The following is an 11,453-nucleotide window of genomic DNA, read 5'->3' as shown; positions in this document are numbered from 1 at the left end:
GCGTCAGGACCACAGGCGCAGCGACACGGCGTGGCCGTCCGCGTCCCGCTCCACCTCCAGCATCCCGGCGACCGCCGTGCGGTTGACGCGCCCGTAGACGTGCGGGAACAGCGTGCCGGGCGCGGTGCCCGGCGGCGGGGGCGGCGTGGGCGGCTCCCAGCGCACCGGGGTGTCCAGCGCCGCCTCGTCGACGAGCAGCACCATCAGCGGCCCGACCGCCTCCCGGTAGAACGCGTCGGCCACCGCCAGCGCCGACTTCTCGTCCGGCGAGCAGTGCACGAACCCGTCCGAGGCCAGCGTCGGCGGGGCGTAGGGGCGGTCGGGATCGCGCAGCCAGTCGTCCAGCGGCACCACGTGGAAGATCATGCGCAACGTTCTACCGGACGCCGGGCGCGCGGCCGTACCCCCGTCGCGGCGTGGGCGTCGTCTGGGAGAGGATGACCTCCATGCGTACCGCCGCCGTCATCGGCACCGGACTGATCGGCACCTCCGCCGCCCTCGCGCTCACCGGACGCGGGGTCACCGTCCACCTCCAGGACCACGACCCGGACGCCGCCCGCACCGCGTCCGCCCTCGGCGCCGGCACCACCCAGCCGCCCGCGGGTCCGGTGGACCTCGCGATCGTCGCCGTGCCGCCCGCCCACGTCGCCCGCACCCTCGCCGAGGCCCAGCGCGCGGGGCTCGCCCGCGGCTACCTGGACGTGGCCAGCGTCAAGGGCGGGCCGCACCGGGAGCTGGAGGCGCTCGGCGTCGACCTCACCCGCTGCATCGGCACCCATCCGATGGCGGGCCGTGAGCGCTCCGGGCCGCTGGCCGCGACCGCCGAACTGTTCGAGGGGCGGCCCTGGGTGCTCACCCCGACCGCGGCCACCGACACCGAGGTGCTCAACCTCGCGCTGGAGCTGGTCGCCCTGTGCCACGCGGTGCCGGTGGTGATGGACGCCGACGCCCACGACCGGGCGGTCGCGCTCGTCTCGCACACCCCGCAGCTGGTCTCCAGCCTGGTCGCCGCGCGCCTGGAGCACGCCGAGGAGACCGCGGTACGGCTGTGCGGCCAGGGCATAAGGGACGTGACCCGGATCGCGGCCTCCGAGCCCGGCATGTGGATCGACATCCTGTCCGCCAACCCCGGCCCGGTCGCCGACGTGCTCGCCCGGGTTGCCGCCGACCTCGGCGAGACGGTGGAGGCGCTGCGCGCCCTCCAGTCCCGCGACGAGGACGAACGGCGCGAGGGCACGGCCGGCATCGAGGACGTCCTGCGGCGCGGCAACGCGGGCCGGGTCCGGGTGCCGGGCAAGCACGGCGCCGCCCCCGCCTCGTACGAGACCGTGGCCGTGCTCATCGGCGACCAGCCCGGCGAGCTGGCCCGGGTCTTCGCCGACGCGGGCGCGGTCGGCGTCAACATCGAGGACGTCCGCATCGAGCACTCCACCGGCCAGCAGGCGGGCCTGGTCCAGCTCATGGTCGACCCGGCCGCCGTGCCGGGGCTCACCGCGGCGCTGCGCGAGCGGGGCTGGTCGATCCGGCAGTAAGCCGCGGCCACCGGGCGCGGTGGCCGGGCCGTGCCGCCCGGCGATATCTCGTGGCACAGCACTGTCCGTCGGCCGGTAACCTTGGGGGGATGGTGTGCGCTTTGCGCACACCGCTCCCAGGACACCGAGCCCGTACCCCGAACCCGTGCAACGAGGAAGGCCCCGCGCTGTGGAAACTCCGGTGATCGTCGCCATCGACGGCCCCTCCGGCACGGGCAAGTCGAGTACGTCGAAGGCGGTCGCGGCCGAGCTGGGGCTGAGCTACCTCGACACCGGCGCCCAGTACCGGGCGATGACCTGGTGGATGCTGTCCAACGACGTCGACGTCGACGACCCGGCGCAGGTCGCGCTCGCCGCGGACAAGCCGGTGATCGTCTCTGGCTCCGACCCGTCCGCCCCCACCATCACCGTCGACGGAGCCGACGCGTCGGGGCCGATCCGCACCGCCGAGGTCACCGCGGCGGTGAGCGCGGTCAGCGCGGTCCCCGAGGTGCGGCGCAGGATGGTGGAGCTCCAGCGCGCGGCGGCGGCGCAGGCCCCGGCCGGAATCGTGGTCGAGGGACGCGACATCGGCACCACGGTGCTGCCCGACGCCACCGTCAAGATCTTCCTCACCGCCTCCCCGGAGGCCCGGGCCGCCCGGCGCGGCGGCGAGATCGGCGCCAAGGCGGCGGCGGACCTCGCGGCCACCCGGGAGGCGCTGATCAAGCGGGACGCGGCCGACTCCGGCCGCAAGACCTCACCGCTGGCCAAGGCGGCCGACGCGGTCGAGGTGGACACCACGGAACTCACCCTCGACCAGGTCATCGAGTGCGTCGTCACCCTGATCGAGGAGAAGCGGGCGGCTCGGTGAACCGCCCGGACGGCGCGGTCCCCGGCCCGAAGGGGGCGGCGACCGGCCGCAGGATCGGCATCGGCCTGATGCACGGGCTGTGGCGCCCCAGGGTGCTCGGCGCCTGGCGGATGCCGTCCACCGGCCCGGTCATCCTGGCCGGCAACCACGCGCACAACGTGGACGGACCGATGCTGATCGGCACCTCACCGCGGCCGATCCACTTCCTGGTCAAGCGGGAGGCGTTCATCGGCCCGCTCGGCTCGTTCCTGCGCGGCATCGGGCAGTTGCCGGTGGACCGCTCGGCGCCCGACCGCGTCGCGGTGACGTCCGCGCTGGGGGTGCTGGCCCGCGGGGGCGTGCTGGGGATCTTCCCCGAGGGCACCCGCGGCCACGGTGACTTCGCCGAACTGCGCTCGGGGCTGGCGTACTTCGCGGTGCGCTCCGGTGCCCCGGTGGTGCCGGTCGCGGTGCTGGGCAGCGCCCGGCCGGGACGGCTGATACCGGCGCTGCCGCCGCTGCGCGACCGGATCGACGTGGTGTTCGGCGATCCGTTCCTGGCGGCGGAGCCGTCCCAGCGGCGCACCCGCGCCACCCTGGACGCCGCCACCGAGCGGATCCAGAAGCACCTGGTGGCACACCTGGACGACGCCAGGCGCGCGACCGGGCGCGACGAGTAGGGCCGCACGGCCCGGGGCCGCGACTTCACGGCCCGCACGGACTTCTCTTACGAGGCGACGAGGAAGACTTCATGGACCACGAGAACGAGTACGGCGAGCACGGCGCGCTCGGCGACGCCGAATACGCCGAGTTCATGGAGCTGGCGGCCGAGGAGGGCTTCGACCTCGACGAGGTCGCGGGCGACCTGGCCGAGGCCGGGCACGGGCCGCTGCCGGTGCTGGCCGTCGTCGGCCGCCCGAACGTCGGCAAGTCGACCCTGGTGAACCGGATCATCGGCCGCCGCGAGGCGGTCGTGGAGGATCGCCCGGGCGTCACCCGTGACCGCGTCACCTACGAGGCGCACTGGAACGGCCGCCGCTTCAAGATCGTCGACACCGGCGGCTGGGAGCAGGACGTCCTCGGCATCGACGCCTCGGTCGCCGCGCAGGCGGAGTTCGCCATCGAGGCGGCCGACGCGGTGGTCTTCGTCGTGGACGCCACGGTCGGCGCCACCGACACCGACGAGGCGGTCGTCAAGCTGCTGCGGCGGGCCGGCAAGCCGGTCGTGCTGTGCGCCAACAAGGTCGACGGCCCCAGCGGCGAGGCGGACGCGGCGACGCTGTGGTCGCTGGGCCTGGGCGAGCCGTACGCGGTCTCCTCGCTGCACGGCCGCGGCACCGGCGACCTGCTGGACGCCATCCTCGAAGCGCTGCCCGAGGCCCCGGCGCAGACCTTCGGCGACGCGATCGGCGGCCCGCGCCGGGTGGCGCTCATCGGCCGCCCCAACGTGGGCAAGTCCTCGCTGCTGAACAAGGTGGCGGGCGAGGAGCGCGTCGTCGTCAACGAACTGGCCGGCACCACCCGGGACCCGGTCGACGAGCTGATCCGGCTCGGCGGCAGGACCTGGAAGTTCGTGGACACCGCGGGCATCCGCCGCCGGGTCCACCTCGCCGAGGGCGCCGACTACTACGCCTCGCTGCGCACCGCCGCCGCGCTGGAGAAGGCGGAGGTCGCGGTCATCCTGATCGACTCGAGCGAGACGCTGTCGGTGCAGGACACCCGGATCATCCAGATGGCGATCGACGCGGGCCGCGCCTGCGTCATCGCGTACAACAAGTGGGACCGGCTGGACGAGGAGCGCCGCTACTACCTGGAGCGCGAGATCGAGCAGGACCTCGTGCAGGTGCAGTGGGCGCCCCGGGTGAACGTCTCGGCGTCCACCGGGCGGCACATGGAGAAGCTCGTCCCGGCGATCGAGACCGCCCTGGCGGGCTGGGAGACCCGGGTGCCGACCGGACGGCTCAACGCCTTCCTCGGCGAACTGGTCGCCGCCCACCCGCACCCGATCCGCGGCGGCAAGCAGCCGCGGATCCTGTTCGGCACCCAGGCGGGCACCAAGCCGCCGCGCTTCGTGCTCTTCGCCTCCGGCTTCCTGGAGGCGGGCTACCGCCGGTTCATCGAGCGGCGGCTGCGCGAGGAGTTCGGCTTCGAGGGCACGCCGATCCAGGTCTCGGTGCGGGTGCGCGAGAAGCGCAGCCGCAAGAAGTGACCGGCTGAGGCACGGACGGCGGACCGGCCCTGCGAGCGGGGCCGGTGACCGCTACAGGCCGTGCATCCGGTTGGCGTGCGCGCCGCCGGACGACGGGGGAGCGGGCGGCAGCGCGGCGGGCAGCACACCGCGCGGCCGCCCGGTGCCGTACGGGGAGTGCGCCACCGGGTGCCACTGCCCGGGGCGCGGGGCCACCGGCTGGAGCCGCAACTGCTCCTCGCCGCTGCGGTCGAACGGCAGCGCCCGGAAGAGCCTGCGGTACTCCGAGTACAGCGCGTCGTAGATCGGCGTGTTGGACACCGTGACGGTGTCGTGCGGGGAGCGCATCGGCGGGATCTGGCTCTGGTACGGAGGCCGGGGAGAAGTGTCGTAGGTGTGCACGTATGGGGCAACGATCATCCTGCGCCCGGGATGCGGCCCGAACGGACGAAATGGCCAGTTCCTTGACTGTGAGCCCCGGCGTGCGGAAGCGCGCCGGGGCTCACGGGTTCCGGCACGCGCGGACCGCAGCGCGACGGGGTGACAGCATGGCGGGGCGACAGCGCGAAGGCCGGGCGCGCGCTCGTGGCGGAGCGGCGCGCCCGGCCCCACGGCTCGCCGGGGGTCAGGTCCCGGCGAGCGGCATGGTGCCGCCGACCAGCAGGCCCTTGGCGGCGGCGCGGTCGAGCGCCTCGCGCATCAGGTCCTCGCGGGGCTGCCGGCCGATGGTGCCGACCGGGGCGGCGTAGACGAACACCTCGTTGGTGCGGTTGGCGGCGGCCCGCCAGCCGTCGCTGACCGGCAGCGGCTGGTGCGCCTGCCACCAGGCCGTGGAGTTCTGGCTGTTGGTGCCGCCCTGGAGCACGGCGTGCAGCTTGCCCATGGCGAGCAGCACCGACCAGCCGCCCAGCGCGGGCGGCGGGGTCTCCAGGCTCATGATGGGGTGGAAGCCCTCCTCGCTGAGCAGCAGCAGGAACTCGTCGTCCGCCGTGCTGCCCGGGCGGCCGACCGGGCCGGTGGGCTCCACCACGAGCGCCGGGTGCAGGTTGTCCTGGCAGAGCACCAGGCCGCAGGTGATGCCCAGGACCGCCTGCCGCGGCACCGGCGCCCCCGTGGAGGCGAGGGGGCTGGCGGGCGGCGGGACGGCGGCGGGGGCGGGCTGCTCGGAGATGGAGGTCTCGCCCTGGATGCTGCGGACGGCCACCTGGAGCTGTTCCTCGGAGACCGGGACGACCTGCGAGGGGATGCAGGCGGCGTGCGCGAAGGCGAGCACGGCCGTCTCCTCGCCCACGAACAGCACCGTGCTGGTGCGCTGCTGGGTGGTGTCGCCGGGGGTGCGGCAGGAGGTGCAGTCGTACGGACCGGGTGCGTTCTCGCCGGCGAGCAGGCGGTCGGCCTCCGCATCGCCGATCTCGGCGCGTACCTCGTCGCTGACATCGAGCAAGGGCGGCACGGATGACTCCTCGGGGGTTGCGGTGCGTGTCGTGCGAGCGCGGAGGTTCCGGCTCGCAGTGACAACGGGTGATCTGTGGCCGGGGTCACGCGCCGAGTCGTGCGGAGTGAATATGCCGGAAGCGGAACGTGACGGTGCTCCCGGATCCGTTCACTCTCCGTTGAATCCTCCGACTCGCCGGACGGTGTGACGAGGTGAAGAACGTCACAGGCCGGTGACGGACGGGTCGAGCAACTGCGGTCAAAAGGGTGTCAACTCCCCTGGAAAATCTGTTACTTACCTCCGGTAACCGCCAACTGGCCTGGGATCGGAGGCATTTGGTTGATGGGAGAGCCTCCGGCTCCTTAGATTCGGCGGCCGTGTGCACAGAGCACCACCCGGGCAGTCCGTACGGAGGATGACGGCGCGCCACCACTGGCGTCGGCAGCGGACAGGCGGGACGGACACGGGACGCACAGGCGTCCGGTGGACGGTCCGTCGGCACGACAGGGGGAGCCCGGGGTCGTCGAGAAGGGGATCCATGTCCGGAATTCCGGAGCGCCGTAAGCACGCCGCCACGTCGGGCAGCAGGAGGGGACTGGGCCGCCGGGCGCGCGCCGCGGTCGTCCTGGCCTCGGCCGCGGCGGTCAGCCCGCTGGCCGCACTGGCGGCGAGCGGAACGGCGCAGGCCGCCGACGGCGGCGTGTGGGACCGCATCGCCGCTTGCGAGAGCGGCGGCGACTGGAGCATCAACACCGACAACGGGTACTACGGCGGGCTGCAGTTCAGCGCCTCCACCTGGGCGGCCTACGGCGGCACGGCCTACGCGCCGACCGCCAGCGGGGCCAGCCGCGCGGAGCAGATCGCGATCGCCAACAAGGTCCAGGCGGCGCAGGGCTGGGGCGCCTGGCCGGTCTGCTCGGCCCGCGCCGGGGCGTACGGCAGCGCGCCGGCCGCCTCCTCGGACACCGGTTCGTCCGCGTCGCACACCGACACCTACTCCACGCGCGCCGAGGGCTACAAGCCGCGCGAGTCCGCCCCCGCGCACCGCGAGCGGACTCCCGAGCGGGCCACCGCGACGGCCGCGGCCCCGAGCGGGCGGCAGGGGCACGGCGACTACACCGTGGCCCAGGGCGACACCCTCAGCGGCATCGCCTCCGCGCACGGCACCAGCTGGCAGCGGGTCTACGACGCCAACCGCGAGGTCATCGGCGGGAACCCGGACCTCATCATGCCCGGCCAGCGACTGAACGTCTGACGCCTGACGTCGGCCGTTGGCCGTCTCGACGCGTCGAGGGGCCCGCGGGGCCGTGGAGTTCGGCCGGTTCGCCGGCGAACTCCACGGCCCCGCCTCGCAGCCCTTCACCCCGTGGCGCTTTCGGTGCCGTAGCCGTGCCCGGCAGTGCGCAGTAGCGTGCGCAGCGTCCAGGAAAGTCCGGCGAACTCCCGCAAGGAGACGGTCGCATGACGCTGCATCAGGCACCTGGTACCCCCGGAAGTGTCCTCACCTTCCGCCCGCGCTACGACAACTGGATCGGCGGCGAGTGGAAGGCGCCGGTCGAGGGCCGCTACTTCGAGAACCCCACCCCGGTCACCGGTGAGGTCTTCACCGAGGTGGCCCGCTCCACGGCCGCCGACGTCGACCTCGCCTTGGACGCCGCGCACGCCGCCGCGCCCGCCTGGGGCCGTACCGCACCGGCCGAGCGGGCCGCCGTGCTCGGCGCGATCGCCGACCGGATCGAGGCCCACCTCACCGAACTCGCGGTCGCCGAGGTGTGGGACAACGGCAAGCCGATCCGCGAGGCGCTCACCGCGGACCTGCCGCTCGCCGCCGACCACCTGCGCTACTTCGCCTCCGCGATCCGCGCCCAGGAAGGCGCCCTGTCCCAGCTGGACGAGGACACCGTCGCGTACCACTTCCACGAACCGCTGGGCGTCGTCGGCCAGATCATCCCGTGGAACTTCCCGCTGCTGATGGCGGTCTGGAAGCTCGCCCCCGCGCTCGCCGCGGGCAACGCCGTCGTGCTCAAGCCCGCCGAGCAGACCCCCGCCTCCGTGCTCCACCTGATGGACCTCATCGGCGACCTGCTGCCGCCGGGCGTGGTCAACGTGGTCAGCGGCTTCGGGGTCGAGGCGGGCAAGCCGCTCGCCTCCAGCCCCCGGATCGCCAAGGTCGCCTTCACCGGGGAGACCACGACCGGGCGGCTGATCATGCAGTACGCCAGCCAGAACATCATCCCCGTCACGCTGGAACTCGGCGGCAAGAGCCCCAACGTCTTCTTCGAGGACGTCGCCGCCGCCCGCGACGAGTTCTACGACAAGGCGCTGGAGGGCTTCGCGATGTTCGCCCTCAACCAGGGCGAGGTATGCACCTGCCCGTCCCGCGCGCTCATCCAGTCCTCGGTCTACGACTCCTTCCTCGGCGACGCGCTGGAGCGCACCCGCGCCATCCGGCAGGGCCACCCGCTGGACACCGCCACGATGATCGGTGCCCAGGCCAGCAACGACCAGCTGGAGAAGATCCTCTCCTACATCGAGATCGGCCGGGCCGAGGGCGCCAAGCTGCTCACCGGTGGCGAACGCGTCGACCTCGGCGGCGCGCTGTCCGGCGGCTACTACGTGGCGCCCACCGTCTTCGAGGGCGACAACGGCATGCGGATCTTCCAGGAGGAGATCTTCGGCCCGGTCGTCGCGGTGACCCGCTTCGACGGCTTCGACGACGCGATGGCCATCGCCAACGACACGCTCTACGGCCTCGGCGCGGGCGTGTGGACGCGGGACGTCCACCGGGCCTACCGCGCGGGCCGGGCGATCCAGGCGGGCCGGGTGTGGACCAACTGCTACCACGCCTACCCGGCGCACGCCGCGTTCGGCGGCTACAAGAACTCCGGCATCGGGCGCGAGGGCCACCGCATGGTGCTCGACCACTACCAGCAGACCAAGAACCTGCTGGTCAGCTATGCCCGATCGGGCTCCGGGCTGTTCTGATGGCGGCCGGGTCCCACCGGCGGGTGGGCGTCACGGACGCGGCGGCCGCCCTGCTGCGCGAGCTGGCGCGCGTCCATGGTCCGCTGATGTTCCACCAGTCCGGCGGCTGTTGCGACGGCAGTTCGCCCATGTGCTACCCGGCGGGGGAGTTCCTGGTCGGGGAGGCGGACGTGCTGCTGGGGGAACTGGCGGTGGACGGGCTCGATCCGGTGCCGGTCTGGATGGCGCGCGACCAGTTCGCGTACTGGAGCCACACCTTTCTCACCATCGACGTGGTGCCCGGACGCGGCAGTGGCTTCTCCCTGGAGGCGCCCACCGGAAACCGCTTCCTGATCCGGTCCCGGCTGCTGACCGACGAGGAGCTGACGGCGCTCGGGCGGGCCTCGGACGGCGGTACGGGCCGGGAAGACGATCGGTCGATATTGTGAACACGTGAACAACGGGGAGGCCGTGTGGAGGAGTTGTGCGACGGCGTCCCGGACTTCCGGTTGGCATTTCGTCAATTCCTCGGGGAGGTTTTCCGGGGTTATCCGTATCGGCCCCGGAAAACCGTTGCGTGTAACGGGAAGACGTCCTGTCCGGAGGAAATTCGGCAAAGTGCCGCGCTGGTCTTCCTGGCGGTCTGGAACGCCACGTTCGAGTGAAGCCGGAATGTCAAACTCCGCACCGCGCACTGTGACCGAAGCGTGACGCTGGGACGGGAACCGGCCTACCGTGGACGGTATGGCACCCGTTCCGGGCCCCGGCCCCACCCCCGACGACAGCACCGACGCGTACGTCGGCCTCCCCGTGGAGGAGGCCGGGCGGCGGGCGGTGGAACACGGCTGGACCACCGTGCGGCCGCTGCCGCCCGACTCGGTCATCACGATGGAGTACGTGGCGGGGCGGCTGAACTTCACCGTCAGGGACGGCGTGGTGGCCCGCTGCTGGCAGGGCTGACCGCCGCGGCTTTTCGTACCGGACACGAGAAACGGGCCGGCGGCCCGCGGGGACGTGCGTACCGTCCCGCGGGCCGCCGGCCCGTTCGTTCTCAGCGGCTCCCGCGTCCTGGCGGGGCCCGGTTCAGCCCGGCGTTCCCCGGCGGGCCGCCTGGACCGGCGGCGGGGTCTGGCGCACCGGACGCTCGCCGTGCACCCGGCGGTTGGCGCCGGACGCGGTGACCGCTGCCCGGTCGTAGCGCTGCCCGTAGCCGCGCACGCCGTGGTGCGTACCGCCGCGCGCCGGGGCCACCGGGGGTACCAGGGGCACGATCGACGGCGGCCGGACGGTGGACGAAGCGGTGGGCGCGGGGGCCGCGGCAGTGGCCGCCACCGCCGCGGGGACCGGCTCGCGCACGCCGCCCGGGTCCTCGGACACGCCGCGCGGCGGGACCAGGATCCCGGGATCGGCGGCGGGCGCCCCGGCCGGTGCGACCGCCGTGCGGGGCCGCAGCCGGGCCAGCAGGCCCAGCAGCCACTCCTCGGCACGGGCCACCAGCGGCTCGAACCACGGCAGCGCCAGCAGCACCACCAGGCCCGCGCACCAGCCGCTCAGCACGTCGCTCACCCAGTGGGTGCCGAGGTAGATCGTCGTCATGCCGACGCCCATCGCCAGCATCGCGCTGACCACCGAGCCGATCCGGCGGGCCAGCGGCGTGGTCGCCAGGTACGCCAGCACACCCCAGGTCACCACCGCGTTCGCGGTGTGCCCGGACGGGAATATGTCCCCGCCGCGGAAGAGCTCGGCCGATCCGATGGTGGTCGCGTAGTGCGGGCCGAGACGTCCCAGCCCGTACTTCACCGAGCCCACCGTGACGTTGAGCAGCAGCAGCGAGGTGCCGAGGATCAGCAGCGGACGCAGGGAGCGCTGCTTCCAGGTGCGCCAGCCGAGCCAGGCGGCCACCATCACCGCGGTCGGTCCGCGCTGCCCGAGGACCACGAAGTAGTCCAGGAAGGCGTGGTACTGGGGCCACTGCTTGTACGGCCGGAAGAGCATGACCTGCCAGTCCAGCGACACGAGTGGCGTACTGGCCAGTACGGCCACGACGATTGCCGCGTAGGCCACCAGCGTGGTGCCGAACAGCACGCGGCGTGTTCGGCTCATGCCCGGGACCTCGCGGTCGTTCGGTCGCTCCTGTCCTCGCTCCTGCTCCGAGTGGGCGACGATTCGGTCGGTACGCACTCAATCGACGTTACAGCGTGTGACGGGTGTGTTCGGCCGTAGAAGCCTCTTCGTGATGACGATGTGATGTGGCAACTGTCACGCCGTGTCGGCCTTCTCACATTTTCCACTTCCCCCGAACGTCGGCCGGTGAAGGGCCGGTCGAAGCCCCCGGCTTTCCTTCCCGGCTTTCCTCCGGAGAATCCTGTGAATTGTGCGGCCGGACATTCCCGGCGCCAACTCACTCCCTGACGTCGCATCAGGTTACGGGGCTTCGTGTCGTTCCGTTTCAAGATCGGTAACGGCGGCGCGTCGTCCCGGCGGCCGCCCGGTGACGTCCCG

General features: G+C 73.0%; 12 protein-coding genes. 8 read left to right on the top strand and 4 right to left on the bottom strand.

Annotated features, from left to right (window positions below):
* Positions 1-3: 3 nt before the first annotated feature.
* Positions 4-366: a DUF952 domain-containing protein gene (locus K7472_RS07220; protein WP_222975182.1), complete on the bottom strand. Its 363-nt coding sequence runs from the start codon at positions 364-366 to the stop codon at positions 4-6.
* 80 nt (positions 367-446) lie between these two features.
* Here K7472_RS07220 and K7472_RS07215 point away from each other — a divergent pair, with 80 nt between their 5' ends.
* The 4 genes from K7472_RS07215 to der all read left to right on the top strand — a co-directional run bounded on the left by K7472_RS07215 (position 447) and on the right by der (position 4,573).
* Positions 447-1,532: a prephenate dehydrogenase gene (locus K7472_RS07215; RefSeq protein WP_222975180.1), complete on the top strand. Its 1,086-nt coding sequence runs from the start codon at positions 447-449 to the stop codon at positions 1,530-1,532.
* A 169-nt stretch (positions 1,533-1,701) separates the two neighbouring features.
* A complete protein-coding gene (gene cmk / locus K7472_RS07210) occupies positions 1,702-2,385 on the top strand; it encodes a (d)CMP kinase (protein ID WP_222975176.1) in 684 nt (227 codons plus the stop codon).
* On the top strand, positions 2,343-3,044 hold the full coding sequence (locus K7472_RS07205) for a lysophospholipid acyltransferase family protein (RefSeq protein WP_372457932.1): 702 nt from the start codon (positions 2,343-2,345) through the stop codon (positions 3,042-3,044). Before cmk ends, K7472_RS07205 begins: the two co-directional genes overlap by 43 nt.
* A 71-nt stretch (positions 3,045-3,115) precedes the next feature.
* Positions 3,116-4,573 (top strand): ribosome biogenesis GTPase Der, encoded by a 1,458-nt coding sequence (gene der, locus K7472_RS07200; RefSeq protein ID WP_222975174.1) that lies wholly within the window; start codon positions 3,116-3,118, stop codon positions 4,571-4,573.
* Between the two features lie 51 nt (positions 4,574-4,624).
* On the opposite strand, the gene K7472_RS07195 is transcribed toward der, so the two are convergent.
* Together K7472_RS07195 and K7472_RS07190 are read right to left on the bottom strand one after the other, a co-directional pair.
* Positions 4,625-4,972 (bottom strand): hypothetical protein, encoded by a 348-nt coding sequence (locus tag K7472_RS07195; protein WP_252395163.1) that lies wholly within the window; start codon positions 4,970-4,972, stop codon positions 4,625-4,627.
* Between the two features lie 205 nt (positions 4,973-5,177).
* Positions 5,178-6,005: a DUF8842 C-terminal domain-containing protein gene (locus K7472_RS07190; protein WP_222975172.1), complete on the bottom strand. Its 828-nt coding sequence runs from the start codon at positions 6,003-6,005 to the stop codon at positions 5,178-5,180.
* Positions 6,006-6,525: 520 nt separating this feature from the next.
* Between K7472_RS07190 and K7472_RS07185 the strand changes: the two genes are divergently transcribed.
* The 4 genes from K7472_RS07185 to K7472_RS07170 all read left to right on the top strand — a co-directional run bounded on the left by K7472_RS07185 (position 6,526) and on the right by K7472_RS07170 (position 9,911).
* The gene (locus tag K7472_RS07185; RefSeq protein ID WP_222975170.1) at positions 6,526-7,242 is read left to right on the top strand and encodes a LysM peptidoglycan-binding domain-containing protein; all 717 of its coding nucleotides are present in this window, start codon (positions 6,526-6,528) and stop codon (positions 7,240-7,242) included.
* Between the two features lie 206 nt (positions 7,243-7,448).
* Positions 7,449-8,972 carry an acetaldehyde dehydrogenase ExaC gene (gene exaC / locus K7472_RS07180; RefSeq protein WP_222975168.1) on the top strand — a complete coding sequence of 508 codons (1,524 nt, stop codon included), beginning with the start codon at positions 7,449-7,451 and terminating at the stop codon, positions 8,970-8,972.
* Positions 8,972-9,400 carry a DUF779 domain-containing protein gene (locus K7472_RS07175; protein ID WP_222975166.1) on the top strand — a complete coding sequence of 143 codons (429 nt, stop codon included), beginning with the start codon at positions 8,972-8,974 and terminating at the stop codon, positions 9,398-9,400. Before exaC ends, K7472_RS07175 begins: the two co-directional genes overlap by 1 nt.
* A 295-nt stretch (positions 9,401-9,695) precedes the next feature.
* The gene (locus K7472_RS07170) at positions 9,696-9,911 is read left to right on the top strand and encodes a proteinase inhibitor I78 (RefSeq protein ID WP_222975164.1); all 216 of its coding nucleotides are present in this window, start codon (positions 9,696-9,698) and stop codon (positions 9,909-9,911) included.
* Positions 9,912-10,034: 123 nt separating this feature from the next.
* Here the strand turns inward: K7472_RS07170 and K7472_RS07165 are convergent, their stop codons facing one another.
* A complete protein-coding gene (locus tag K7472_RS07165) occupies positions 10,035-11,054 on the bottom strand; it encodes a phosphatase PAP2 family protein (protein WP_222975162.1) in 1,020 nt (339 codons plus the stop codon).
* Between the last annotated feature and the right edge of the window lie 399 nt (positions 11,055-11,453).

The sequence above is a fragment of the Streptantibioticus parmotrematis genome, from assembly GCF_019890615.1.
In the GTDB taxonomy this organism is placed as follows: domain Bacteria; phylum Actinomycetota; class Actinomycetes; order Streptomycetales; family Streptomycetaceae; genus Streptantibioticus_D; species Streptantibioticus_D parmotrematis.
The sequence above is the reverse complement of the archived record's forward strand: the minus strand, read 5'-3'. Positions and strand labels throughout refer to the sequence as shown.

Excerpts from the sequence above, each read along its gene's own strand:
- K7472_RS07185 (WP_222975170.1), top strand. The coding sequence starts at position 6,526 with ATGTCCGGAATTCCGGAGCGCCGTAAGCACGCCGCCACGTCGGGCAGC.
- der (WP_222975174.1), top strand. The coding sequence starts at position 3,116 with ATGGACCACGAGAACGAGTACGGCGAGCACGGCGCGCTCGGCGACGCC.
- K7472_RS07165 (WP_222975162.1), bottom strand. The coding sequence starts at position 11,054 with ATGAGCCGAACACGCCGCGTGCTGTTCGGCACCACGCTGGTGGCCTAC.
- exaC (WP_222975168.1), top strand. The coding sequence starts at position 7,449 with ATGACGCTGCATCAGGCACCTGGTACCCCCGGAAGTGTCCTCACCTTC.
- K7472_RS07195 (WP_252395163.1), bottom strand. The coding sequence starts at position 4,972 with ATGATCGTTGCCCCATACGTGCACACCTACGACACTTCTCCCCGGCCT.
- K7472_RS07220 (WP_222975182.1), bottom strand. The coding sequence starts at position 366 with ATGATCTTCCACGTGGTGCCGCTGGACGACTGGCTGCGCGATCCCGAC.
- K7472_RS07175 (WP_222975166.1), top strand. The coding sequence starts at position 8,972 with ATGGCGGCCGGGTCCCACCGGCGGGTGGGCGTCACGGACGCGGCGGCC.
- K7472_RS07215 (WP_222975180.1), top strand. The coding sequence starts at position 447 with ATGCGTACCGCCGCCGTCATCGGCACCGGACTGATCGGCACCTCCGCC.
- K7472_RS07170 (WP_222975164.1), top strand. The coding sequence starts at position 9,696 with ATGGCACCCGTTCCGGGCCCCGGCCCCACCCCCGACGACAGCACCGAC.